Annotated in this window: 26 protein-coding genes; 8 read left to right on the plus strand and 18 right to left on the minus strand. The window is 41.4% G+C overall.

Annotated features, from left to right (window positions below):
• Positions 1 to 141 precede the first annotated feature (141 nt).
• From KAN5_RS13530 to fabR, 15 genes are all read right to left on the minus strand, one after another.
• Positions 142 to 4779, minus strand: a complete 4638-nt coding sequence (locus KAN5_RS13530) for an OmpA family protein (RefSeq protein WP_244389910.1) — start codon at positions 4777 to 4779, stop codon at positions 142 to 144.
• A gap of 2 nt (positions 4780 to 4781) precedes the next feature.
• Positions 4782 to 5846, minus strand: coding sequence for a hypothetical protein (locus KAN5_RS13535; protein WP_244389911.1), 1065 nt, complete (start codon positions 5844 to 5846; stop codon positions 4782 to 4784).
• 57 nt (positions 5847 to 5903) lie between these two features.
• A complete protein-coding gene (locus KAN5_RS13540; RefSeq protein ID WP_244389912.1) occupies positions 5904 to 6266 on the minus strand; it encodes a hypothetical protein in 363 nt (120 codons plus the stop codon).
• A 1-nt stretch (position 6267) separates the two neighbouring features.
• On the minus strand, positions 6268 to 7335 hold the full coding sequence (locus tag KAN5_RS13545) for a hypothetical protein (RefSeq protein ID WP_244389913.1): 1068 nt from the start codon (positions 7333 to 7335) through the stop codon (positions 6268 to 6270).
• Positions 7336 to 7429: 94 nt separating this feature from the next.
• Positions 7430 to 7792, minus strand: coding sequence for a hypothetical protein (locus tag KAN5_RS13550; protein ID WP_016708983.1), 363 nt, complete (start codon positions 7790 to 7792; stop codon positions 7430 to 7432).
• A 1-nt stretch (position 7793) separates the two neighbouring features.
• A complete protein-coding gene (locus KAN5_RS13555) occupies positions 7794 to 8450 on the minus strand; it encodes a peptidoglycan-binding protein (RefSeq protein WP_016708982.1) in 657 nt (218 codons plus the stop codon).
• 33 nt (positions 8451 to 8483) lie between these two features.
• Complete coding sequence (locus KAN5_RS13560; protein WP_244389914.1) at positions 8484 to 8909, minus strand: hypothetical protein; 426 nt, start codon at positions 8907 to 8909, stop codon at positions 8484 to 8486.
• A complete protein-coding gene (locus tag KAN5_RS13565; RefSeq protein WP_244389915.1) occupies positions 8860 to 9369 on the minus strand; it encodes a DUF2931 family protein in 510 nt (169 codons plus the stop codon). The genes KAN5_RS13560 and KAN5_RS13565 overlap by 50 nt, the downstream gene beginning before the upstream one ends.
• Before the next feature lie 183 nt (positions 9370 to 9552).
• Positions 9553 to 10065, minus strand: a complete 513-nt coding sequence (locus tag KAN5_RS13570) for a DUF2931 family protein (protein ID WP_244389916.1) — start codon at positions 10063 to 10065, stop codon at positions 9553 to 9555.
• The gene (locus KAN5_RS13575) at positions 10050 to 10217 is read right to left on the minus strand and encodes a hypothetical protein (RefSeq protein ID WP_244389917.1); all 168 of its coding nucleotides are present in this window, start codon (positions 10215 to 10217) and stop codon (positions 10050 to 10052) included. Before KAN5_RS13575 ends, KAN5_RS13570 begins: the two co-directional genes overlap by 16 nt.
• 31 nt (positions 10218 to 10248) lie before the next feature.
• Entirely contained in the window at positions 10249 to 10767 is a 519-nt protein-coding gene (locus KAN5_RS13580) for a DUF2931 family protein (protein WP_244389918.1), read from the minus strand.
• Positions 10752 to 12458: a DUF2235 domain-containing protein gene (locus KAN5_RS13585; protein WP_244389919.1), complete on the minus strand. Its 1707-nt coding sequence runs from the start codon at positions 12456 to 12458 to the stop codon at positions 10752 to 10754. The genes KAN5_RS13580 and KAN5_RS13585 overlap by 16 nt, the downstream gene beginning before the upstream one ends.
• A 3-nt stretch (positions 12459 to 12461) precedes the next feature.
• A complete protein-coding gene (locus tag KAN5_RS13590) occupies positions 12462 to 13118 on the minus strand; it encodes a peptidoglycan-binding protein (protein WP_244389920.1) in 657 nt (218 codons plus the stop codon).
• 21 nt (positions 13119 to 13139) lie between these two features.
• Positions 13140 to 14318 carry a hypothetical protein gene (locus KAN5_RS13595; RefSeq protein WP_244389921.1) on the minus strand — a complete coding sequence of 393 codons (1179 nt, stop codon included), beginning with the start codon at positions 14316 to 14318 and terminating at the stop codon, positions 13140 to 13142.
• 105 nt (positions 14319 to 14423) lie between these two features.
• Positions 14424 to 15047, minus strand: a complete 624-nt coding sequence (gene fabR / locus KAN5_RS13600; protein ID WP_016708980.1) for an HTH-type transcriptional repressor FabR — start codon at positions 15045 to 15047, stop codon at positions 14424 to 14426.
• Positions 15048 to 15173: 126 nt separating this feature from the next.
• On the opposite strand from fabR, the gene KAN5_RS13605 reads away from it, so the two are divergent.
• On the plus strand, positions 15174 to 16307 hold the full coding sequence (locus KAN5_RS13605; RefSeq protein ID WP_138554608.1) for a fatty acid desaturase: 1134 nt from the start codon (positions 15174 to 15176) through the stop codon (positions 16305 to 16307).
• Between the two features lie 13 nt (positions 16308 to 16320).
• Complete coding sequence (sthA, locus tag KAN5_RS13610; protein ID WP_016708978.1) at positions 16321 to 17748, plus strand: Si-specific NAD(P)(+) transhydrogenase; 1428 nt, start codon at positions 16321 to 16323, stop codon at positions 17746 to 17748.
• A gap of 99 nt (positions 17749 to 17847) precedes the next feature.
• Here sthA and hemE read toward each other — a convergent pair whose 3' ends face one another.
• The gene (gene hemE, locus KAN5_RS13615) at positions 17848 to 18912 is read right to left on the minus strand and encodes a uroporphyrinogen decarboxylase (RefSeq protein ID WP_016708977.1); all 1065 of its coding nucleotides are present in this window, start codon (positions 18910 to 18912) and stop codon (positions 17848 to 17850) included.
• Between the two features lie 473 nt (positions 18913 to 19385).
• Between hemE and KAN5_RS13620 the strand changes: the two genes are divergently transcribed.
• On the plus strand, positions 19386 to 19853 hold the full coding sequence (locus KAN5_RS13620) for an Rsd/AlgQ family anti-sigma factor (RefSeq protein WP_016708976.1): 468 nt from the start codon (positions 19386 to 19388) through the stop codon (positions 19851 to 19853).
• 164 nt (positions 19854 to 20017) lie between these two features.
• A complete protein-coding gene (locus tag KAN5_RS13625) occupies positions 20018 to 21070 on the plus strand; it encodes an LD-carboxypeptidase (protein WP_244389922.1) in 1053 nt (350 codons plus the stop codon).
• 55 nt (positions 21071 to 21125) lie between these two features.
• Here the strand turns inward: KAN5_RS13625 and fkpA are convergent, their stop codons facing one another.
• Positions 21126 to 21881: an FKBP-type peptidyl-prolyl cis-trans isomerase gene (gene fkpA, locus KAN5_RS13630; RefSeq protein WP_016708974.1), complete on the minus strand. Its 756-nt coding sequence runs from the start codon at positions 21879 to 21881 to the stop codon at positions 21126 to 21128.
• 201 nt (positions 21882 to 22082) lie between these two features.
• On the opposite strand from fkpA, the gene KAN5_RS13635 reads away from it, so the two are divergent.
• Positions 22083 to 23081, plus strand: a complete 999-nt coding sequence (locus KAN5_RS13635) for a hypothetical protein (protein WP_016708973.1) — start codon at positions 22083 to 22085, stop codon at positions 23079 to 23081.
• A complete protein-coding gene (locus KAN5_RS13640) occupies positions 23068 to 23283 on the plus strand; it encodes a SlyX family protein (protein WP_016708972.1) in 216 nt (71 codons plus the stop codon). Before KAN5_RS13635 ends, KAN5_RS13640 begins: the two co-directional genes overlap by 14 nt.
• A gap of 10 nt (positions 23284 to 23293) precedes the next feature.
• Here KAN5_RS13640 and KAN5_RS13645 read toward each other — a convergent pair whose 3' ends face one another.
• A complete protein-coding gene (locus tag KAN5_RS13645) occupies positions 23294 to 23497 on the minus strand; it encodes a YheV family putative zinc ribbon protein (protein WP_029216159.1) in 204 nt (67 codons plus the stop codon).
• A 143-nt stretch (positions 23498 to 23640) separates the two neighbouring features.
• Between KAN5_RS13645 and KAN5_RS13650 the strand changes: the two genes are divergently transcribed.
• Positions 23641 to 25563, plus strand: coding sequence for an ATP-binding cassette domain-containing protein (locus KAN5_RS13650; protein ID WP_244389923.1), 1923 nt, complete (start codon positions 23641 to 23643; stop codon positions 25561 to 25563).
• Positions 25550 to 25963, plus strand: a complete 414-nt coding sequence (locus tag KAN5_RS13655) for a TIGR02444 family protein (RefSeq protein ID WP_244389924.1) — start codon at positions 25550 to 25552, stop codon at positions 25961 to 25963. The genes KAN5_RS13650 and KAN5_RS13655 overlap by 14 nt, the downstream gene beginning before the upstream one ends.
• The last annotated feature ends 361 nt before the right edge of the window (positions 25964 to 26324 follow it).

Genomic DNA, 26324 nt, shown 5'->3' on the forward strand with positions numbered 1-26324 from the left:
TTCTATTTTAATTGCCACTACATGCTCAACTTTTATTAAAGCGGCCTGCTATAGTAGTTATTTATTCTCCCGCTATAGTGTTTGCTTTGAACGAAGTTCGTGTAATGTGCAACCGCGACCTTGCATCACAACAATATCGCTTTATTCGTTTTTAAAAGCCCCTAACGGTTTTACTTTCGACTTTGTCGCATCTTCAATAAACCACTGCTTTGCTTCATCTTCAGTCAACCCTTCCTCTGACAACCGTTTATACAATGCTTTTTGTGATGGAGTTGAATGCTCGCCATTTAGCTTGGCAGCTAACTCCTTTAAACCAGCTTCTGGTAATGTTTTCCCCCAAGGCAAATCGCTATTTGTAGGGTTAGGCAGTGGTAACTTTAACTGCAAACCATGGTTGCTGGTTTTATCAGTCATTGAGCCTATATCATTAAAGTTAAAACCAGAATTACCCGCAGAATTAAAGCTAGCAACGCCTAACTCCATCGTATATTGCCGCTCTTCTTTATCAGTAAAAATATCACTAAACTGACTAGTAAATATGTCACCAAAAGGCCTTAAACCATTAACGGTAACGCGCTTTGGCGACTCATAATCCAAACTAAAATTCGCCGCAAAAACAAAAACCTGCTCTTCACCGGCAAACGCTTTAGCGCTGCGATCATGCCAATTCAGAAGCGCTCGACCTTGCATGCCTCTGTCATTACTGTGCCCAGCCTTATTAAGTAGCTCAACAAACTCTCGGTATTCTCTAAACTTTGCACCTGTTGAGTCATCAAATTGATAGTTATCATCTTCCCATCTATTTAAAGCTTGGTTGTAGCCTTTATTTGCATTACGAGTCGCCTTACCTAAATAATAGAGTCTTGATTTATAAGTAGGGCCCACATCATTAATGCCAATGGTTTGTTGTAGAGTTAATTCACATGGCACACTGCGCCAATTCAAACCTATCAGTGTTTTTGTATAGTTTTCTGATTCAAGTTTTGTACAGGTAGCAACGACCATAATGTCTACTTTGGTATTCCAGTCAAAGTCATCAAAAATAATGCCATCACCAAACTGGCGTACTTTAAATCCTAAACTTTGTGCTGCATCAAATTGGCTTTCAAATAAACGGATTGAGTGTCCTTGCCTTTGTATTTTACTGGTTATTAAATAAGGCTTCCCTTCACCACCAAAACGCACCAATATTCGAACACTTTTTTCCCCGGCAAAAAGTTCAGGACGAACAAAACTAGAACTTTTACTGGTTAAAAAATCTTTTATTAGTAGTGACTCTTCATTGCCACCATCACGTTCTGTATTTAAATCTACATAAAAGTCGGTAGCTATATATTTATTTTTTATACCAAGCCCATTAAGAATATTTAAATAGCCGGAGTCAAAAATCATTTCATCGTTATTCTCTTCTCGCTCACCCATTAACGGCAATACTACTTCACGACTACTGCCAACTTGGGCACTAATGTAATAACGCATGTCAGCAAAGTTTTTAGCTCGATAATATTCAAGTGCAGAGTCATGCATAAATGGGTAAAAAGCTTCTTTATGCACCATGGGTTTAGTACCCAAATATGTTTTTGGCCCTAGCTGAAAAAACGGCGTAAACACACAGCCAAACTTTCCAGCAAAGTGCTTTTCGCTTTCTAATAGCTCAGACTCAACAAGTGGCCTTACCAACTCTTTATAAGCAAGCTCGTTATTTACCCCATCACAACGCGTAACTTTAAAGGTAATAGGGGCAATAGCGGTCATCGTATCGTTAAACACCACTAAAACACGAATAGGTGTGAATGGCGTTAAGCGCTTTAGTTTGTTAGCAATAATTGGCAACCATTTTTTTGATGTTTGGTCTTGATAATATATGGCGCTGTGATGATAACTTGCCTCACCATAGTCAGAAAATACCGGCTCAAAGGTGTTTGCAAAGCTTTCTAAGTATTTACTGCCTGCTTTTTCTTGGGTGCCAAAGGTATGAATAGGGAAGTAGTTTTGAAATTCAGCGGTAATATAGTTATGTTCACGCGCGAGTTTTGGCACCGTCATCATATAAAAGCCATATGGGTTAGACTGCGAATGTACATAAAGTGCATTTTGAGGATCTTCTACCACAGCTTTACGTGCGGCTTTATCTAACAGACTGTAATTGTCACTGAATCCATAGAGCGCTTTTTTATCATTGCCTACGTTTTGCTTTTGATCTGCGATACTGTCGATCAAAAACACCCAAAACGTATCCATTCGAATAGACGCACCGGGTAAATTAGGAAGCGCCCAGCTATCACCTAATAAAAAGTTTTCTATGTATTGTTTTACTTTATAGCGCTCTAGGTTGCTATAATATTCGCTTTTATCTCCTTCACGCTGGGCCCTTAATAACAAGCCCATCAGGCCCGATATTGCCTCTGAGCGCAGTCTAAATTGCGCAGCCCACTGCGTACTTTGTTCTGTGCTTTCGCTGTCTTTAAATTCATTAAGCAGCTCATGCATCATCCCTTGGTTAGCCGCACATTCTTGGCCTAGGCGTTTATCTCTTTGAATTTCGGCATAGTACTTTTTACAGGTATTATCGAGCAGTACTTCATCCATTAAATTAGCAGCTGATGTAGCTATAGCACCACCTGCTTTTATAACTGCCACCGCCGCCGCAATGGGCGCTGTTGCCGGAATAAATGCCATCACACCCAAAGCAATGTTGATCATTTGCCACGCCATGGCATCAACCGTTTCACCTACTTTTATGTCGTTAACCACAGTTAAATTACGAAAGCGCTCTAAGCTATCCATACCTTCGCGTGATGGGCAAACAGAGAGCTGGCTAATAGCATAAGCGGCAATATGTACACGGCGATTTTGCGCTCGGCTGGCTTCGTCTTTATTATTTACAAGTGGCTGAGTATAACCCAGACCTTGCACTTCAATGCGCGCTTCATCAATGCCTGCTTGAGTTACTAAAACATTTTTAACAGCATCGGCTCGTCGCTCAGATAGCGCCATATTATAATCGTAATGACCCAGATCGCAGGTATGGCCTGAAATAGATAGCTTTAAATCAGGGTTTAGCTCAAGCGCTTTGGTAATAGCTTCACTTTGTTGTAAAATAGTGTCGCGGTAAGATGCTGAAACCGTATCATCATCCAGTGCAAACTGTGCTTTAATCACCACTTCTTTTACTATTTCTTTGGCACTTAAATGCTCAAAGTAATCTTGTGCAACGGTTTTATAATGTTGCTTAGATTGCGCTAAATTAGGGATGTTAGTGCCAATTTGTTGTACTGTAGCTTGCCCGAGCGCAACAATGTTAGTCGCTAGATCAGCTATATTTAACGCATTACCTGTTGCATCCATTGCTACTTTAGGAATACCAATACGCCCAGATATAGTACCGCTGTACTCCCTCATTTGCGCAGGTGTATTATCGGGCAAGCGCCACAAGTTTTTTGCAAGCGCATCTTTCCAATCATCTGTGGTAAAGCCTGCGCGCGCACTGCGTAGCTTTTGCCACGCATCTTGCCCTTCTTGCATCGCAAATACAGAATCAAGGGTGGCTTGAATGGTTGTATCTGCATTCGCTCTTAAATGATCGTGTAAAGCTTTGGCAATTTTACTGCCTAACACAAATTTACCGTTAGTAGTAAAGTTACCATTACTGGCACTGGCGGTTATATCGGTATTTATTAACCCGGCGGCGAGTTGTGCGCGGCCTTTTGTCACCGCCCAACCATGACAAAAGCTTTCATAGCCACTAGCCATTTTAATGGGCTCATCGCTGACTTTAGCGCGGCCAATTTCTTTACCATTTTCATCTTTTACACTGATGTTTTTCGGGTCATAGGTAGCATGCTCGGTTTTTAAATCTTTTGCATAACTAATTAAGTGGCTATAAAAGCGCGGGAATTGCTTTATTATTGCCTCTTCAACCGAAAGCGGATCGCAGTTAATCACATCAAACTCACCGGCTTCATTTTTTATATCAAAGCGGAGCATTTCGGCAAGTTCGTAGTAATCGTAGTTATCATCTGACTGAACTGATTTGGCACACCAGTTTGAAATATTAGCTTGGTAGGTATCTTGATCAAGCCTTACTTTGATTCTATACAACCCTTTGGCTAGTATCTTGTTAGTACCTGATATCACTGCTAATTTAGTTTCAGTGTCGAAAGTAGCAAATAAATCTTCACCCACAGGCGGTGACAAAACAATATTTTCACCCGGAGAAAGAAGCGGGATGTTTGGATTAATACTTAAAATTACTGCTCGGGTTTTTGCCAGTATATAAGCTTGGATACTTTGTACGTTCTTCTGAGTTATTTCTTTTTCATACCATTTATTGTAAGTGTCATCTTCGCTATTTTCTGTAGGTTGTTTTAAATTGGTAACGGGGACTGTTTGTAACTCTAATAGCGGTGTATTTGTGCTACTGTAATTTTTTAAATTATTAACAAACTCTTTTGCCCAGCCTGTTGGGTTATTATTTGCAATAAGCCCTATAGACTCCATTGGCGGAATAATAATAGATCGTTGATTATTATTAGCCATGTATGCATGAAATGGCTGGCGTACCTCTAATGAATCACTATTTATTGTCGATAAAATACCTGCGCTATTTGTTTTTAATATAACAGGTTTTTTTACATCATAGGCAGCTGACTTAGGCTGTTCAGCCACCACAAATCGATTTGCTACCGGGGTTAATCTACCCACGGGCGTGTTGTTTTCAACATAACCAGTTAATAAGTACACTATTGGGCTGGCACTTCCTTTGCTCATGTCATGCATAATTAGTTACTCTGTGCTTTTTGGTTGGTAATAGCAATGGGCGCTATGCTTCTAAGCCCCCACATTCTCATTTCTTTAGTGCGTATTACCTGCTGTTCACCGGTTAAAATATTAGTTTGGGTAATAATACTATAAGTAACTGGCTTGTTATTTTCATCAACTTCACCTCTAGGGTTATAGCCAAATTTAAGGGTAACATCTTCATCAAGTGAAAAGATTACGCCATTTCCCTCCCCTTTTTCTGAGTGCTCTATTTCAGGGTTTGCAATATTCACCCAATGAAAGTGGGCTTTCGGTCTAGCGTGGGTCATAAACGCTAAATACTTGCCATCGGGCGAAATTCGATGGTTTTTCATTCTCCATTTGCGTGGAAAACCAAAATTCACTTCACGTACTATCTCACCATCAAACTTATGTATCCAAAAGCCATCATGCTTTACCGCTAAAAACTCTTTATCGCCGGGCAGTAAAAATAGCTCGTCAGCGTAAATTATTTCGCGCTGTGTAAGTGTTGCTGTTGATACCTTGTAGTTGTAATGCTTACCATCTGCATAAAAAATCACATTATCGCTATCTGAGGTCCAGTTAAATGAAGGATGACCACCACCGCCTGACATGGTAATTAACTTTTGCTCTTTAGTGTCGTACAACTGACGAGTAGCTCGGTCATTTATATAACCCGAAATAGCGATATAGCGGTTATCTGGGGAGCGGCTTGGTTTATGCAGCCCTACGGGTCTAAATTGCATAAACACTTCTTCAGGAATTATGCGGCGCCTGTCTGAGCCATCTAACCTTGATGACCACAGTGTGCGTACCTCACTGTATTTATATTTATTCCAAAACATTAACCGCGGGGTTGAAAATGTATCAGCATCACCATACACCTCTTCACGTATTTCCATTGGCCACTCAGGGTGGTTTTTATGCTCCTCTGCCCATGGGTATTTTGCAAGGTCAATCTCTACTTGCTCAGAACCCTGTGATGACGGCTCCGAGCAACCGCTTAGTACCAAGCTGGCACAAAGAGAGAGCACGCAAAACATGCTGTATTTTTCAAAAAACATCAAAAACTATCCTTTTACTGAATGAGCCTATTTATTGGATTGCTGTAAACAAACTCATTATTTAAAACTTTTTAAATTATCAACAAACTCTTTCGCCCATCCACTAGGGTTATTATTGGCAATGAGGCCAATGGACTCCATTGACGGAATAATAATAGGTCGTTGATTATTATTAGCCGTGTAGGCATGAAACGGCAGGCGCGTCTCTAATGAATCACTGTTTATTGTCGATAAAATACCAGCACTATTAGTTTTTAAAACAACTGTTTTTTTTGTATCGTAAGCGGCTGACTTTGGCTGTTCAGCCACCACAATCCGGTTTACTACCGGCGTTAATTTGCCAATCGGTTTATTATTTTCAACATAACCAGTTAGTAAGTACACTAACGGGCTTGCAGATCCTTTGCTTAGTTCATGCATATTAACTTCCTTGCATTGCCGAATTAGTAATTGCAATAGGGTATATTGAGCCCATACCCCAAATATTATTCTCTTTTTCTAATACTTCTGATTGCTCGCCTGTCACTATGTTTATTGTTCTTATAATACGCTCGGAAAGGAACCACCCTTTCTCATTACGCTCAGGCAAATTGCGATTGGTATATTCAAGCTGATAATCTTCTTTATCAGAGAAGATAACGCCATTACCTTCCCCTATTTCTGAGCTCTTTATTTCCGGGTTAGCAATATTAACCCAATGAAAATGTGCTTTTGGTCTACCTTGAGTCATAAATGCCAAGTATTTGCCATCCGGTGAAATACGGTGGTTTTTCATTTCCCACGCTTTTGAGAAACCAAAATTAACTTTGCGTACTATCTCGCCATCAAACGAGTGAATCCAAAAGCCATCATGCTTTACCGCTAAAAACTCTTTATCGCCGGGCAGTAAAAATAGCTCGTCAGAGTAAATTATTTCGCGCTGTGTAAGTGTTGCTGTTGATACCTTGTAGTTGTAATGCTTTCCATCTGCATAAAAAATCACATTATCGCTATCTGAGGTCCAATTAAATGAAGGGTGCCCCCCCCCGCCGGACATGGTGATTAGTTTTTGTTCTTTGGTGTCGTAAAGCTGGCGCGTCGCTCTATCATTGATATAACCCGAAATAGCTATATAGCGGTTATCTGGGGAGCGGCTTGGTTTATGTAGCCCTACGGGTCTAAATTGCATAAACACTTCTTCAGGAATTATGCGGCGCCTGTCTGAGCCATCTAACCTTGATGACCACAGCGTGCGCACCTCACTGTATTTGTATTTACTCCAAAACATTAACCGCGGGGTTGAAAATGTATCAGCATCACCATACACCTCTTCACGTATTTCCATTGGCCACTTAGAGTGGTTTTTATGCTCCTCTGCCCATGGGTATTTAGCAAGGTCAATCTCTACTTGCTCAGAACCCTGTGATGACGGCTCCGAGCAACCGCTTAGTACCAAGCTGGCACAAAGAGAGAGCACACAAAACATGCTGTATTTTTTAAAAAACATCAAAAACTATCCTTTTACTGAATGAGCCTATTTATTGGATTGCTGTAAACAAACTCATTATTTAAAACTTTTTATAATGAAGACAAAATGAATGCGCTTACTCTTCTGTTATTTCTGCCATTGTTACAGTTTTTGGTGTTTGCTTGTTAAGCTCGCTGAATGGCACGTTATCAAATATATAGTAAGTAGGCTGACCGTCGTTTGGGTCTTGTATTAAATCGAAATTGCCACTTTGGGGGATGTCGGTAAATTCTATACGAACCCAATCCCCCTCAGGTATTACACGTGATATGGGTTTTATTTGCTGCCAGTTATGTTGATTATTTACTAGCACAAGCTGTTCTTTTGCGTAATTTTTTGTATTTGTATCGACTTGATACAAAAATACAAAAGCGGGTTTCACAATCGTTAACAGATTTGTATTGTTAACTACCATTGGCATACTATGCGGGGTACTCATACTAACTCCCAAATACTTGTTGTAATTTTGCTTTGGTTTTAGGGCCAGGAATACCATCAACTTCTAGTTCATGTTGGTACTGAAATTCTTTTACCCCAATGCGTGTTTTTTCCCCCATGACGCCATCAACTTTACCGCAATTAAACCCCAACATATTACAACGTCCCTGCACGCCAGAAAGCGTGTCGATTGGATCTAGGTTGCCTATTTGTACCGCAAAGCTTTTAGTTGGTGTGGTGTCACCTGCTTTTAAATATAAATCGACGCTGCCAGTAAGTGCGTCATTATTATTAAGCTCTACTTCGATAAGCCCATCACTTTGCAATACGGTATCGATTGTTTGGCTGCCAATATTAAGCACGACACGTTTACCCGCAATATCCTCGCCATCGTCATACGCTACTTTTAGGCGAAAATATTCCTTTTCATCGCGAACCACAAAAGTGTTTTTACTACCTGTTTTTAGCGGCATGAATTTTTCGGTTTTTTGCGGGATCTTGATAATGTCACCCGGAAAAATTAAATTAGGATCAGGGCGTAGTGCTTTAAATTCAGCATTACTAGGGTGGTTATACAAGGCGGTTGAGGTTTTGTAACCATATTGGCGTGCTATGCGTAACAATGTTTCGCCTTGCGCAACGGTGTGTTGGTGTACCATTGATATATCCTTATATCTAAATATAAACCGCTGTTAGGTGATATGACCTACAGACCAGTCATGATCGGCAAGTTCAAAAAAACTCACTTTGGCGTTTTCAAAGTCAGGACCTGACACATTGGCGTAGCCATTTTGATCGAGCTGGCCGGTGATAACGTGGCCATTACGCAGGCGAATTTTATAGCCCATATTGGCTTGCGGTGCGCCGGCTTCGTCAAGCAATTCGATTTCATACGCTAATGTCGGCTGCTCAACTGTAAACGTGGTGGTGTCTACTGCACCACTGGCAGTAACAACCACGGTATAAACACCTGGTTTTACAGAAAAATAATGCTGCCAAAACGATACTTCATCTGGGCGCTTTTTATCGAGTTGCAAGGTTACTTGCCCGTTAGTTGGCCCTTGCCATTTAATAACCGCGCCATTGTGCTTGCCCAGAGCCAAGCTCGTGTAATACACGGCCTGTAAATCCAGCGGATGGCGTATTTGAAATCCAAACGTTGATTTCCCCTGATTCACCCATACCTACGATTAAATATGGGTAAATATCAGTTTCTACTTCGCCTGTATGGTAACTAAATCGAGGTAATTTACTGGCTAATTTATAGCCATTTTTATCTATTACCACTTCACCGTAGTAAATTCTGTTCTCTGACTTATCTAACCACTCAACCGCGACTTTTTCTGGGAATTTTTGATCGTAAACACCACTTGTTTTACCGGCAGTTTGCCAGCAACAACCAAGGCTCCCCATAGGAATACCCCAACTATTATCAAAAGTGATTGATTGCACCCAGATTTCATTGCCCTTTTGTGTCGCACCGCCTGCAACCATGTAATCAATTGTTCCTGTTGACGAGCACCCTACAGCGAATAATGTTAAAGCGAGTGTGATGAGTGATTTTATGAGCTTGTCCATAATCTATATCCATTTATTAGTTGTGACTGCCATTGCTCATTTGCTTCAGCTTGTTCTGGTTGGTTATAAAAAAGCTCACGTTGTTGGTTTTTAGTGGTGAATTCAGCGTCCTCTTCTGGGCCATGAGCTACGGGCTTTCTCTGTGAATACCTTATAAAACATAAGCTTAGGGTAGGGGCTTTACTACTTATTCTCACGCCATTGTGCTTGCCCTGAGCCTAGTTCGTGTAATACACGGCCTGTAAATCCAGCGGATGGCGTATTTGAAATCCAAACGTTGATTTCCCCTGATTCACCCATACCTACGATTAAATATGGGTAAATATCAGTTTCTACTTCGCCTGTATGGTAACTAAATCGAGGTAATTTGCTGGCTAATTTATAACCATTTTTATCTATTGCCACTTCACCGTAGTAAATTCTGTTCTCTGACTTATCTAACCATTCAACCGCGACTTTTTCTGGAAATTTTTTATCGTATACACTTACAGTCGCTCTAGTTTCACCATAGCAGCACCCAATCGCCCCCGACGGTATTCCCCATTCATCATCAAATACCACAGAGCGCCCCCAAATTGCATTGCCATTTTCGGTGCCGACACCTGCAACCATGTAATCAATTGTTCCTGTTGACGAGCACCCTACAGCGGATAATGTTAAAGCAAGTGTGATGAGTGATTTTATGAGCTTGTCCATAATCTATATCCATTTATTAGTTGTGACTGCCATTGCTCATTTGCTTCAGCTTGTTCTGGTTGGTTATAAAAAAGCTCACGTTGTTGGTTTTTAGTGGTGAATTCAGCGTCTTCTTCTGGGCCATGAGCTACGGGCTTTCTCTGCGAAGACATTATAGAACATAAGCTTAGGGTAGTGGCTTTACTACTTATTCTCACGCCATTGTGCTTGCCCTGAGCCTAGCTCGTGTAATACACGACCTGTTCTATTCATTCCTGAGCTTGTATTTGACAGCCACACTTTTATTTCGCCAGTTTCGCCCATGCCAACAATTAAATTAGGCCTGATATTTTCTTCTATTTCTCCTGTGCTTATCCATGTATAAGCAGGTAAATTTTTAGCTAATTTATAACCATTTTTATCTATTACCACCTCACCGTAGTAAATTATGTTCTCTGACTTATCTAACCATTCAACCGCGACTTTTTCTGGGAATTTTTGATCGTAAACACTCACAGTACCGCCAGCTTGTGCGTAACAACATTCGATTGCACCGGAAGGAATACCCCATTCATCATCAAATACCACAGAGCGCCCCCAAATTGCATTGCCATTTTCGGTGCCAACACCTGCGACCATGTAATCAATTGTTCCTGTTGACGAGCACCCTACAGCGAATAATGTTAAAGCGAGTGTGATGAGACATTTTATGAGCTTGTCCATAATCTATATCCATTTATTAATTGTGATTGCCATTGCTCATTTGCTTCAGCTTGTTCTGGCTGATTGTAAAAAAGCTCACGTTGTTGGTTTTTAGTGGTGAATTCAGCGTCTTCTTCTGGGCCATGAGCAATCGCATCAATCGTTGCTGAATATTTAACACTGTGGTGGATGTAATCTTTATATAAAGCCTGCCAGGCATCACTTTGTGGGCCAAAGCTACGGGCGGTATCAACGAGTGTTTTAAGCTCGTTAGGTAAAATATAAGGTATAGCTTGGCCGTCGGCTTGTTTGCGGTTAGCAAGTTCCGTTAGGCTTTGTAGCGGCACCCCTTGGTTAACCGCCGTTTCATGCATTAGCGCGAGGCTGTAATGGGGTAAGGTATTATTTAAATTACGCCGCCAATACGGTTTATAGCCTGTGTAAACTGTATCTTCTGGTTTATTGCGAATGCGTTTTGGTTGCCTGTTTACTCTTGGCCTGCTTGCTTTAAACTCAATATTAATGGTTGGCCAATAATATTTTTGCTCAAGTGACTTTTTAAGCTGCGCTAATTCTTTATCGTGCTCTGGCTCTCCGGCTTGCCCTGCAATATATTGCCACGGGTATAATATGGTGGTTTCTACGGGGCCATAACCGCCGCCAATATCTGAGTGCACACCGGGTAACTCTATTTCTCGCTGGTTTGCTAAAAGCTGCTTATTACGAGTGCGTAATGAGCTGAGTGGAAATTTATCTCGCTTTTCATCAAACGCCGCTAAGTGCATTACAAATCCCGCACTATTACTGGCTAGATTTAAATTAACGGGGTAATCAAGCTCATTATTGGCATAAAACTCACTGTGGTTGTTGTCACCATCGCCACCAATAGAGGCAACGCTGTCGAATAAACCAACAAAGCGAATTACGGGCTTAATACCGCCCCAATAGTGTGGATGATTTTTATATATCGCATTCACTTGATTAACAAATGCCCGCGCTTGCGCTGCACCGCGGCTAAAACCAAATACATCAATAACCCCAGTTTTTACGTACGCAAATTTTTTGAAAAACTCAATAGTTCTGAATAGCGTTTGTTCTATGCGCTCATCAAAACTAAATGCTAAACCCATATCTAAGGTTGAATCGCTTTCATGGGCTTTAGTACCAATACCTTCTTCATAATGCCTATCTTGAAAAGCCTTTACTGGATATAACTCAAACAACTTAACCACATTAGTTGGTTCTTTCGCGTCGGTTGAATCTTGTATGTCGTTAAGGCGGTTATTCCCCGTGCCATCAAAAAACACCCCAAAGCTAGGGGGCTCTGCGAGTAAAGTTATTTCAATATGGCCTTTTGGTAATATTTTATGCTCGAGTAATTGCGGCCCGCCTTTTTCACCAATATTGAATGACTGAACCTTTAATGGATCGAAATAATCTGCAAAGCTTTGCTCGTTAATAAGGGTTAACTCTGCTTCGCCCGCTATAATTACTTTTAAAGTATAAAGTGCTTGTTGAGACAGGTTTTTAAAGTGGTATTGTTGATTGCCCTGTTGCTCCAAGTTAACCGCGCTACCTTGGCTAAACAACTGCGCTTTTATATCTACATCACCAATCACTTTAACGATTATATGTTTTTGTAACGCACCAACATTTGTTTTGATAACCAGTGTGTTAACTCTATTGACTGCCATGGGCATTGCTTGGCTCATAACTTAGGCTCCATAAACATAAACAAGACGGCTTTTAGTAACCTGCCCTGCAATGCCGTCTACTTGTAGTTGTTGCGCTTGTTGAAATTCCCTCACCCCGGCTTTGGTTTTTGCACCATTAATGCCATCAACCTTGCCGCAATTAAACCCCAACATATTGCACCGGCCTTGCACACCTGAAAGCGTGTCGATTGGGTCTAAGTTGCCTATTTGTACTGTAAAGCTTTTAGTTGGTGTGGTGTCGCCTGCTTTTAAATATAAATCGACGGTACCGGTAAGGGCGTCGTTATTATTAAGCTCGACTTCAATAAGCCCATCACTTTGTAATACGGTATCGATAGTTTGACTGCCAATGTTGAGTACAATACGTTTACCGGTAATATCATCGCCATCGTCGTACGCTACTTTTAAGCGAAAGTATTCTTTTTCGTTTCGAACTACAAAGGTGTTTTTACTACCTGTTTTTAGTGGCATGAATTTTTCGGTTTTTTGCGGAATCTTTATAATATCCCCTGGGAAAATCAGGTTGGGATCGGGGCGTAGTGCTCTAAATTCAGCATTAATTGGATGCTGGTAAAGGCTTTTTGAAGTCCTAAAACCATATTGGCGTGCAATCCTTAACAGGGTTTCTCCTTGCGTTACTGTGTGTTGCTGGACCATGACTTATATCCTTATAAATAATTAGCTTAAGCCTACGAGCCAGTCTTTGTCGGCGAGTTCAAAAAAGCTGACTTTGGCGTTTTCAAAATCAGGGCCTGATACGTTGGCGTAGCCGTTTTTATCGAGCTGTCCGGTGATAACATGGCCGTTACGTAAGCGAATCTTATACCCCATATTCGCTTGCGGCTCGCCGACTTCGTCAAGCAATTCGATTTCATACGCTAATGTCGGCTGCTCAACTGTAAACGTGGTGGTATCTACTGCACCACTGGCGGTAACAACCACGGTATAAACGCCTGGTTTTACAGAAAAATAATGCTGCCAAAACGAGACTTCGTCGGGGCGCTTTTTATCGAGTTGCAAGGTTACTTGCCCGCTGGTTGGCCCTTGCCACTTAATAACCACTGTGCGACTGTTACTACATGAGCCTTCGATATTGAGCTTCCAGCCATCGGGCACTAATAAACTTGTGCCGGGTTTGGCGGGTTTGCGTTCACTAAAGCCTAAGTTGTAGTCGTAAATTAAGTTAGCATTTTTATAGCCTGTATATTGCTGGGCAAGTTGTTCTACGGTTTCACTTGCTTGTAAAAGATGGGTAGAAAAACTTTGCCTAACTTGATGCGATGCTTTTAACTGCACCGTACTTTGTAAAACGGGTTTGTATATACACACTGCGGGCAAATGAATTTCAACTACGGTTGGCTTTGAAGTGTGGCTATGTTGCTGCATTGATTGGGCAATATATTTTGCTTGCCCTTCACCGTACTGGCTATTAAGCAGTGCTGGGGTTGCTAAAAAACCGGCTTGTTGAGAGTCACTTAAAAAATGCTCTGATACTGAGTAATCAGGTGTAGCATTAGCTCCACCAGATGAGGAAAACTTAGTGGTATTCACAGGATCTTTTGGATAAACAGCTAAGCCTTGCGCAGTATTTTTATAGCTGTTGTAGCTGACTTTTCGCCATGTTTTTTCATTTATCCAAAATTGGCTGCGGGGATCATCACGAAGCCGTGCGGCTTGACGTTTATCGATTACACCATACTGATTATCTTGAATAAGCCGTTGGAGTTTTTTCGGTAATAGAGTGAATTCAGCACGCCTGACGTACGTAAACGTTACAACAGGTGGTGTAATTACTTCGTCTTTAATTTCATCAAAAATATGGGCATGTTGAAAGTCCACCGCGTCCTTGGTGAGCATGTGCGTCCTCGCTTTCTTTATTACCTAGCTTTAATTAACTAGGTACAAATGTAGTTGCCAATAATAAAGAAATAGGAACAAAAAATCTACAAGCATTTATACTGATTATGCGCTATCGGTTTTATTCTCTCTTACATAATTACTTGCACCACGAGTAATATAACGTAATTGCCATATAACGCGCTCAACCAGTTCATCACGTTGCTGACCTTCAATATCAAGGGCTTCGGCGCCAGCGTTAAACACTAACGTTACCATAGCCTCTGCTTGAATATACGCTTGACTTGCATTACACGGTGTTTCACTTTCAAGATAATGTGCAAGTTCTAAAATAAAATGCTTTATTTCACGAGCTACAGCGGCGCGAAACGCTTTAGAAGTGCCAGATCGCTCACGCAGCAGTAGCCTAAATTGATTGCTCGAATTATCAATAAACTCCATAAAAGTAACCACAGAAGTAGTAATAACACTACCGCCACTGGCTATGCGGCGACGAGCTTGACGCATTAGCTGACGCAGCGTTAAACCCGCCTCGTCAACCATCGTTAAGCCCAGTTCATTCATGTCTTTAAAATGGCGGTAAAACGAGGTAGGCGCAATCCCCGCTTCACGAGCTACTTCACGTAAACTGAGGTTCGAAAAGCTATGATCAGCACTAAGTTGATTAAATGCCGCCTCAATTAGAGCTTGTCGTGTTTTTTGTTTCTGTTGCGCGCGAACACCCGACATAAACTACTCCTGATTTAATTAAAATCAATTTATGGTGATTTTTATCTTAATTCCCCAGTCTAATACTTGACGGCAAGAGAATGAAATATTATTTTAGCTTACAAGTGTACGCTCAGATTTTTTAAGATGAAAAAACCACCTATTATCTGGACTAACGTCCTATTTTTCAGTATTACCTTTTTGGCAGCCGCCATCTTAGTTCCTTGGTATGGATTTACCAGTGGCTTTAGCAGTGCGCATTGGATCGCCTTCGTTGCGTGTATGTTTTATGCTGGTATGTCGATTACCGCTGGCTATCATCGCCTTTGGGCACATAAAACTTATGATGCTCACCCAATTATTGAATTTATCTTCGCTTTAGGCGGTGCCTTTGCACTACAAAATAGCGCGTTACATTGGAGTAGTGATCACCGTGTTCATCATGGTCAGGTTGATGATCCAGTAAAAGACCCTTACGCCGCAACCAACGGTTTTTGGTATAGCCATATAGGGTGGATGCTACGTGACTACCAAGGCGACAGCTATGGTGATTACTCTAACTGCCGTGACTTACAACGCAATAAAGTAGTGATGTGGCAGCATCGTCATTATATGAAACTAGTTCTGGCAACTAATATTGGTATTCCCCTGTTACTAGGTTTAATGATAGGCGATGTAATTGGTATGCTATTATTAGCAGGGTTGTTACGTTTAGTATTAAGCCAACACTTTACCTTTTTTATTAATTCAGTTGCGCACATTTGGGGGTCACGCCCTTACACTGAGAAAAATACAGCACGAGATAACGGCTTTTTGGCTCTGTTTACTTACGGTGAAGGTTATCATAATTTCCACCATATTTTTGCCAGCGACTATCGAAATGGCATTAAATGGTTTCATTATGATCCAACAAAATGGATGATCCGCGCCTTTGCCAGTGTTGGATTGGCAAAGAAATTAAAACGTACACCAGTTGAACGTATCGAAAAAGCCAAAGCCGAAACGTTAATGAACAAAACACAAAACCGTTTAGCTAAATTGCCTTTAGCGCAAGATAAGCTTACATTATTGCAGCAAGAGTACGATTTATTGCTAAAAAAGCTACAACACTTTTGTGCACTAAAAAAGCAAGTATTAGAAGTTAAAAAGAATAACATGCTGCAACAATGCGAAAAATCGGCTTTAATGGCACAATATCATGAGTTGGAAGCTGCCTGGGAAAATCAAAAACAGGCATGGCTTGCACTAAATGCGAGGTTATTAAAAGCCTCTTTTAGTTAATGTAGGAGTGGCTGTGGCCAAACAACAAGTAAAGAAAGAGCAACAATCGTTTCAATATGATGCGATTATTATAGGCACAGGTCCTGGCGGTGAAGGTACCGCCATGAACCTATCTAAAAGCAACAAGAAAGTAGCCGTTATTGAACGCCAAGAAGGTGTTGGTGGCGGTTGTGTACATTGGGGTACTATTCCTTCAAAAGCGCTACGTCATTCTGTGAGCCGCTATATCGAATATAAAGCAAACCCATTATTTAATATCGGCGAACGCCCTAGTCGCTTAACATTCCCTGATATTCTGCGCCACGCCAGTTCAGTGATTTCTAAGCAGTCAAATCTGCGCAGCAGTTTTTACGATCGTAACCGGATCCACCTATTTCAAGGTGATGCTAGCTTTGTAGATAAAAACACAATTGAAATTACGCGTAATGATGGTTCGACTGAACGATTAACAGCTAAAACAATTGTTATTGCAACAGGTTCTCGCCCATATCGTCCACCAGAAGTAGACTTTACCCATTCGCGCATTTACGACAGCGATACTATTTTAGGGCTAGAACATGACCCTCACCGCGTATTAATTTATGGTGCTGGGGTTATCGGTTGTGAATACGCATCAATCTTTAAAGGGTTAGGGGCGAAGGTTGATTTAGTGAATACCCGTGACCGTTTGTTGGCATTTATGGATGCTGAAATATCAGATGCCCTAAGTTATCACTTTTGGAATAGCGGCATTGTTATTCGCCATAACGAAGAATTTGATCGCGTTGAAACTCGCGACGATTGTGTAGTGATGCATTTAAAATCAGGTAAACGCGTCAAAGCAGACTGTATTTTATTTGCTAATGGTCGCACCGGTAACACTGACGGTTTAAACCTTGAAGCTGTAGGCTTAAAAGCAGATGGTCGTGGCCAGTTAAAAGTCAATGAAACCTACCAAACAGAGGTTGATAACATTTATGCCGTGGGTGATGTTATTGGCTACCCAAGCCTTGCCAGTGCTGCATTTGACCAAGGTAGAATTGCCGCCGATGCCATAGCTTGTGGCAATTGCGATGAAAAACTAATTATTGATATTCCGGCAGGCATTTATACCATTCCTGAAATGAGTTCTGTCGGTAAAACCGAGCAACAGCTTACTGCGGCTAAAATACCGTACGAAGTAGGCCGTGCGCAATTTAAGCATTTAGCGCGAGCGCAAATTGCCGGTACTGAAGTGGGTAGCTTAAAAATATTATTTCATACCGAAACGAAAGAAGTATTGGGTGTCCATTGCTTTGGTGAGCGCGCCTCTGAAATTGTTCACATCGGCCAAGCCATTATGGAACAAAAGAATGGCGGCAATAACATTGATTACTTTGTAAATACCACGTTTAACTACCCAACCATGGCTGAGGCCTACCGTGTTGCTGCGTTAAATGGTTTGAACCGCTTATTTAAGTAACCCATATTTAAAAGCGTTTAAAAGACAACAAAAAAGCCCGCTAACATTAGCGGGCTTTTTACTACGTAAATAACGAGTGGCTCGTTATTCTAACAGTTATTATTTATGATATTGCGCACTTAACTCATGTACGGCATTGATAAATACGCCGGCATGTTCAGGGTCTACATCTGGCGTAATACCATGGCCTAAGTTAAATACATGGCCATCACCGGTACCAAAGTCTTCAAGTATTGTTGCTACTTCTTGGCGAATGCGATCAGGTGTACCATGCAGCATTGATGGATCCATATTACCTTGTAATGCCACTTTATCGCCAACACGACGTTTAGCATCACCAATGTTGATAGTCCAATCAAGGCCTACGGCGTCACAACCTGTTGCTGCGATTGCTTCTATCCATTGGCCACCATTTTTAGTAAACAGCGTTACAGGCACTTTACGGCCGTCATATTCACGAATTAAGCCATCAACAATTTTGTGCATATACTGCAAAGAGAACTCATTATAATCACGTGGGCTCAATACCCCACCCCATGAGTCAAACACCATTAACGACTGTGCACCCGCTTTAATTTGTGCATTTAGGTAGTCGATCACTGAATCTGCTAACTTATCAAGTAACAAATGTAATGTTTGCGGCTCTGCAAACGCCATTTTTTTTATTTTACCAAATACTTTGCTACTACCGCCCTCAACCATATAAGTGGCTAAAGTCCAAGGTGAACCAGAGAAACCAATCAGTGGTACTTCGCCTTTTAATTCACGGCGAATGGTGCTTACTGCATTCATTACATAGCCAAGCTCATCGGTTGGATCAAGCTTTGGGATCTTTTTTACATCAGCTAATGATGAAATAGGGCGCTCAAACTTAGGACCCTCACCTGTTTCAAAATACAAGCCTAAGCCCATTGCATCTGGAATCGTTAAAATGTCGCTGAATAAAATAGCAGCATCTAGCGGGTAACGACGCAACGGTTGCAGGGTTACTTCGCAAGCTAGCTCAGCATTTTTACACAAGCTCATAAAATCGCCCGCTTGTGCACGTGTGGCACGGTATTCTGGTAAATAGCGCCCTGCTTGGCGCATCATCCATACCGGAGTTACATCAACAGGTTGTTTTTGTAGTGCACGTAAATAACGGTCGTTTTTTAATTCGCTCATGCGTAAGAGATCCTAAAGCTGTTATGAAATTGCGCAGATTGTATCACCATATCGCACCGTGCTCTATTGCAATGTACTTGCCGATGATACAGATCAATGGTTTTATTTTACGCTTAAAATTCAAGCAACAAAAAATAACATTTGAAATTTTTCATTAATATGTTTGCAACATTACAAAAAGCTTGGTATAACTTGTTCCGCGTTAACAATAAAAACAATAAAAATTATATAACAACAAAAATAAAAATCTTCCCATAACAATAAGAAAGCTTGTTTTAACAAGTCATGGAAAAGAAATTAAACCACCATTTATGGTGGTTTTTTCTTGCCCAGAACAATTGCAAAGTAGTAATAATAACTACCTATATATCAATACATTAACCTTTTATTACTAAATTATTTAAAAAATGTGTTGATCTTTTCTGCATATTTCATTGTTATAGAAGAAACCAACCCAGCTAAGGAGAAAGATAATGCTGACGCGTTTGGAAAAAGCTCAACAAAAATGGGGTGGTAGCCACACCGTTATCGATAAATGGCTTACAGAACGTCAAGAGCTGTTAGTTTTATATTGTCGTATTGCTGGCTTTTCACCGTATGATCAAAAAGACCACGCTTTACCAGATCAATTACAGATCCAAAATTTTTGCCAAATCTTGATGGATTACTTATCTGCTGGGCACTTCGAGGTGTATGACGACATTGCCAAAGCATGTGAACAAAAAGGCCCTAGTAGTCAAAAGCTTGCCAATGAACTTTATCCACGAATTTCAGAAACCACCGATACTGCTCTTGATTTTAATGATAAATATGCAGAAGTAGATAAAGAAGATTTACTCAATGACTTTGATCATGACTTATCAAAACTAGGCGAAGCACTTGAGCTGCGCTTTGAATTAGAAGATGAATTAATCGATAATTTGTATTCTAATCATACCTAAATAGCACCACTATGCTGTAGCAAGGAGCTCTGCTCCTTGTCTGTTTTCTACCTGTTGCCTTACCGATAAAAATTAAATATTCCAAACCACCCCAAATAATTGAAATTTATATTTCCATAATGTAATGATAGAGCCATTGTGTATAAAAATAACAAAGGCTCGCTATGAATAAACGTACATTTTTAAAATCTGTATCACTTCTCAGTGCTGGATTACTCGCAGGTAATAGCGTGCAAGCAGTCGCTAATTCATCAAACCACAACGTATTAAGTTTGAAAAAACCTACCTCACTACCAAGAAAGGGGACTATTGGCGTAGTCAGTCCATCCGCGGCAACTGCAAATCAAAAAGATATTATTTTAGCCAAGCAAGTAATAGAGGCACTTGGTTACAAAGCAAAGTTAGCTCCTAATATTATGGCAAGACGCGGCCACCTTGCCGGTACAGATACACAGCGTGCGGACGATCTTAATGCGCTGTTTAACGACAGTAGCGTTGATGCTATTTTTTGCTTGCGAGGCGGCTCAGGGGCTGCGCGTATCTTGCCATTACTGGACTATGCCATGATCCGTGCTAACGCCAAACCGCTAATGGGTTACTCTGACATAACAGCATTACACAATGCACTGCTTGCTAAAGCGGGCATTGTTAGTTTTCATGGCCCCAATGCATCAAGCAGCTGGAACCGATTCCATGTTAAGCAGTTTCAGCAAATGTTTGAGCAACAAACACGTATGCATTTTAGCAACCTACCTAAGGGCGAAGACGAATTGGTAAATAGCCAATACCTGACCCAAACAATCACTCCTGGTAAAGCAACAGGACAACTGATTGGAGGTAATTTAACCGTACTAACCGCTTTAGCAGGCTCAACTTATTTACCTGAGTTTGACGGGGCGATTTTATTTTTAGAAGATATTGATGAAGCACCTTATCGCATTGATCGCATGCTTAGCACGTTAAAACTCATGGGGGCGCTGGATAAAATAGCCGGCTTTGTATTTGGCGATTGTAACGACTGTACACCGGGTCGAGGTTATGGCTCATTAACGCTTGATGAAATTTTTGCAGATTATATTAAGCCACTGGGCATTCCCGCTTATCGCGGTGCGATGATTGGCCATATTAAGCGACAATTTATTTTACCCGTCGGCACACAAATTGAAATTAATGCGGATGCCGGCACGTTGACTATGAAAGAGGCGGCCTTCAGCTAAAATTTACACAATAAAAAAGGGGCAAGTGAGCCCCTTTTCAATCCAGAATAACTAATTACTCTGCCGCAGCAGCTTGCTCTTCGTTTTGAATTTCAAGTAGTTCTACTTCAAAAACAAGTGTTGAGTTAGCTGGAATTTTACCTAAGTCACGGTCGCCGTAAGCAAGTTCAGCAGGAATGGTGAACTTGTACTTAGAGCCAACTGGCATAAGTTGTAAACCTTCAGTCCAACCAGCGATTACGCGGTTAAGAGGAAAAGTTGTTGGTTCGTTACGTGAATAAGAGCTGTCAAATTCAGTACCGTCTAATAAAGTACCTTTGTAATGTACTTTAACTACATCTGTAGCAACTGGCTTTTCACCATCACCTTCAGTGATCACTTCATATTGAAGGCCTGATTCAGTCACTGTAACGCCTTCTTTTGCAGCATTATCAGCTAGGTATTTTTCACCTGCAGCTTTGCTTTTTTCAGCTTCAACTTTCGCATGAGCTTCTTGCTTAGTACGTACAGATGTATCAAGTGTAGTTAATACTTCACGAATTTTTTCTTCGTCAAGTTTTGCTTCGCCAGCAAGTGCATCTTCAAAACCACGAATAAGCAGTGCTTGGTCAAGCTCAATACCTAACTCTTTTTTATCAGCTAAATCTTTATTTAAAAAGTTACCAACTGATGCACCGATACCGTATGCTTGTTGTTGTGCTTCAGTATCTAGCTTAACGGGTGCTGCTTGTTCTTGTTTTGCTTCTTGATTACAAGCTGTTAGCGCAAAAACTGACGCTGCAATCAATGACAATTTAATCGTCTTTTTCATTTTAAATCTCCGACACACTTTGCAGATGTCATTTATTGTATTATTACTAGTTAATGATTAACGGCCCGTGATAGGCTACTTATCTAATTTCTGATTGTAAGCTACCGCGCACTTTCAAGTTATTAGATAAACAACCTTGGCCTTCAACGTGCCCTAGTCTAACCTCTCAATCACTAAGAGTTAAGGGGAAATACCTGTAATATGTCGATATTTCGTACTTTTTTGTATCTTCTGTGCTGCACCTTGCTAATTGCCTGCTCAGAACAAAAAGACCAAGCGACTGCAAGCTATGAGCATGCAGCTAGAGGCTCCTTTGCCTCAGCAGTATCTCATGATGGCAAATACAGCCTGATCTCATCCATACACCATGGGGTCGCCCTATGGGATAATCAACAGCAAGTGCTAAAATACCAATGGTTTCAGCAACAAGCCCAAGATAGCCTAGTTCACACTGTCGCCATTGCGTATGACAATAGCCATGCTGTCACCGCAGAAAAAACCACCTTTGCTGTTTGGGATATTGCTAGCGGTAAAAATACCGGCTATTACAAAATCAAAACGGCCACCATTCGTGATATCGCAATCAGTAACCAAGGTCGCAGCGTTTTATACGGTCGCAGCGACGGCGTGGTTGTTTATCTCGAATTAGAGACCGGTAGACGCATAGAGTTCCTTGGTCATCAAGAAAAAATTAACGCGGTCGATTTATCCCCCAATGGACATTTTGCCCTCAGCGGCTCTAACGACTACGTAGCCTATTTTTGGGATACTCGAACAGGGCAAGTGATCCATCGCTTTAATCACCCCACCAGAGTGACTCAAGTAGCCCTTGATCCACAAGGTCGCTATGCATTTACCGCCGACAGTATGACACAGGCACATGTATGGCAGCTGACAACGGGTGATCTTGTTAGTAAACTGGCGTATATTGCCCGACAAAGAATTTTCACTGCGGTTCGCTTTAATGATGCAGGCACCTTACTTGCTACCGGCTCACCCAATCGCTTGGTTGATTTATGGCAGTTAGATACGGGTGAAAAAATTCAGAGTTGGCATGTCACCCCGCGCGAAGGCAGCAGACCTAAATCAGCGGTGGTGCTTGATGTTGCTTTTACTGACAACGATACCAAGTTGTTAACCGAAAGCTCCAGCGGAGTCGCTGAGCGCTTTATTAGACGAGATAAAAATGAACACAATTGAACATCGCTTAATGGAACTTGAAGCCAAAGTCGCTTTTCAAGATGAAACGATTGATATTTTAAATGACGAAATTAAGGTGCACCAGCAGCTGTTAGCGAAGATGAAACGCCAAACAGAGCTACTGGCTGAAAAAATTAAAGAGTCGCAATCAGCGCCGTCGATGATGTCAAACATGCCAGAGCCACCACCGCCGCATTATTAATTAGCGCGGCTTAATCGCCCGGTTTAAACACGCCGATTACTTGCTCAAATTGGCGTGTTGACGCTTGTACTGCCTGTTCTGGCTGCGCCATTTTATGGCCGCACTGCATGCACTCAACTTTTTCTACGTCATGCTCTTTATAAAGCATCATCATATCCATTGTTTTACACTCTGGGCAGGTTGCTCCAGCAATAAATCGTTTTTTCTGCTTCACTACGCTTTCTCACAGTTTGAAAAGAAACTCGCCGCATTTTAACCCAATAACTGTTCAGTTGATACGCTAGCAATTGAAATATAGCCCAGCTTCCGTGCTATGATAGCGCCAAGTTCACACAGGCACAGTAAAGCGCATTATACATGATCCAGATCTCAGAAATTGAATTACTCCGCGGCGGTAAAGCACTGCTTAAAGATGCATCGGCTACCTTATTTCCAGAACACAAAGTCGGCCTCGTTGGTGCAAATGGTTGCGGTAAATCGACGCTTTTTAGCTTATTAAAATCTGAGTTACAGCTTGATGCGGGTAATTGCAGTATTCCAAAGGATTGGTCGATTGCCTCGGTAAAACAAGAAACCCCAGCACTTGAAATAAGTGCCATTGACTATGTATTACAAGGCCATCCAGATTATTACGCATTACGTATTGCTCTGCGCGAAGCTGAACAAAATAACGATGGCGACACGCAAGCCAAAGTTCATATCCAGTTAGAAAACATCAAAGGCTACAGCATTGAAGCCAAAGCCGGTGAACTGTTGCATGGTTTAGGTTTTGCCAATAACCAAATCGAAAACCCTGTAAGTGATTTTTCCGGTGGTTGGCGTATGCGCTTAAACTTAGCTCAAGCACTTATTCGCGATGCTGATTTATTATTACTGGATGAGCCAACCAACCACTTAGATTTAGATGCCGTGTATTGGCTCGAGCGCTTTTTACGTGCTTACACAGGCACCTTGGTATTAATATCACATGACCGTGAGTTTCTGGATGCCGTGGTCGATCAAATTTGGCACATTGATAAGCAGCTGATCAATGTCTACAAAGGTAATTACTCGCAGTTTGAACGTCAAAAAGCTGAGCGTTTGTTGCAACACCAAGCGATGTTTGAAAAACAACAAGAACAAATTGCTCACCTTGAGCAGTTTATTACTCGCTTTAAAGCAAAAGCAAGTAAAGCTAAGCAAGCACAAAGTCGTGTTAAAGCCCTTGAACGCATGGAAAAGCTCGCCCCCGCTCACGCTGATTCCCCCTTTGACTTTGAGTTTGCGGAACCTACAGCATTACCAAACCCATTGATGACGCTCGATAAAGCACAAGCCGGCTATGGTGATGTGACAATATTACACAGTATAAAGCTCAACTTAGTGCCAGGTAGCCGTATTGCTCTACTTGGTCGTAATGGTGCAGGTAAGTCTACCCTGATAAAGTTGCTCTCTGGCGAGTTACAACCGCAAGCTGGTGAGGTGTTCCAACATCAAGGTTTAAATATAGGTTACTTCGCCCAGCATCAGCTGGAGTCACTAGATTTAAAAGCCAGCGCCGTCACTCATTTACAGCGTTTAAATCCAAAAGCAAGCGAGCAATCACTACGTGACTTTTTAGGTGGTTTTGCCTTTATAGGTGATAAAGCCCTTGAGCCAGTTGCACCGTTTTCTGGTGGCGAAAAAGCCCGCCTAGTTTTAGCTATGCTGGTTTATCAAAAACCTAACTTACTGCTACTGGATGAGCCAACCAACCACCTTGACTTAGAAATGCGTCACGCACTGGTTATGGCATTACAAGGCTTTGAAGGCGCAATGGTAACCGTATCCCACGATCGTCACATGCTAAAAAATACTGCCGACGAATATTACTTAGTCGACAACGGTGAAGTAACCCAGTTTGGCTACGATTTAGACGAATACTACCAATGGCTACTCAATGCTAACAAAGAAGCAGCTAAAGCCACGCAAGCTGATGATGAGCCTAAAGCAAACTCGCAAGTAAATCGCAAAGAGCAAAAACGCCTAGAAGCCGAGTTTAGAAAAGCCGTTCAACCACTTAAAAAACAGATTGAAAAGCTTGAAAAGCAACTCGATAAATACTCAGCCGAATTAGCTGAAATCGAAGAATCACTTGGCGATAACGAGCTTTATAACGATGACAACAAAGCAAAACTCAAAGAGTTACTCGCTAAACAAGCGACATTAACACCCAAAGTAAATGACATCGAAGAAGAGCTACTTATGACCCTTGAAGAAATGGAAGAAAAAGAACAGGCCTTTGCCGATGAACTTGCTTAACGGCGATGATTTTTGGCAGTTTGCATGTCAGCTTTATAGCGAAGATGGTATGCAAGCACGCCTGTTAGATTATCAAAACCAGCAAGGTAAAAACGTTAACCTATGCTTGCTACTGTACTATTTAGATTCTCTCAATCTCACCATCAACAAAGCCCAGCTAAACAAACTTGAACAATGCATTAGTGAATTGGATCAACAGGTATTAACACCCTTGCGTGCCACACGCGCTTATTTAAAAGCAAATCAAACCACGATTTCAGATTATGCTGCGATTCGTAAAAACCTGCTCAGCGCCGAGTTAAAGCTGGAAAAGCAACAACAACAGTTGTTAATAACCACAATTAATAGCTTTGCTCTAACACCTTGCAGCACGCCAAGTAACACAAAGCTCTATTTGTAAAAGCTCTCATGTAGGTCGCGCTTTAGCGCGTTAATTTTAATAACGAAATAATTCATGGCTAAAGCCGCTTACCACCAGTAGTCATATTTTGTTGAAGAAACCTACTTTTGTTGCAAATAAATTTTTAACTCCCCCTCATTTACTTCTCATTCTGTTCTCTTTGTGCAAAAAGATCTTTAACTGACTTACAGCAAAAATTGTCGCCATAAATGACGACCTACAGCAATTCATTACCTTGTAATTTTCCTCTCGCTAGCTGACTTGATCCAAATCAACTTCTGTATCACTGCTAATCAACTTAGGAAAATAGCTTGATCTGGATCATACCAAGCTCAGCTAAGCCAGCCTATGATTAACCCAT

It is taken from the genome of Pseudoalteromonas sp. KAN5, assembly GCF_022846535.1.
Taxonomy (GTDB): Bacteria; Pseudomonadota; Gammaproteobacteria; order Enterobacterales; family Alteromonadaceae; genus Pseudoalteromonas; species Pseudoalteromonas haloplanktis.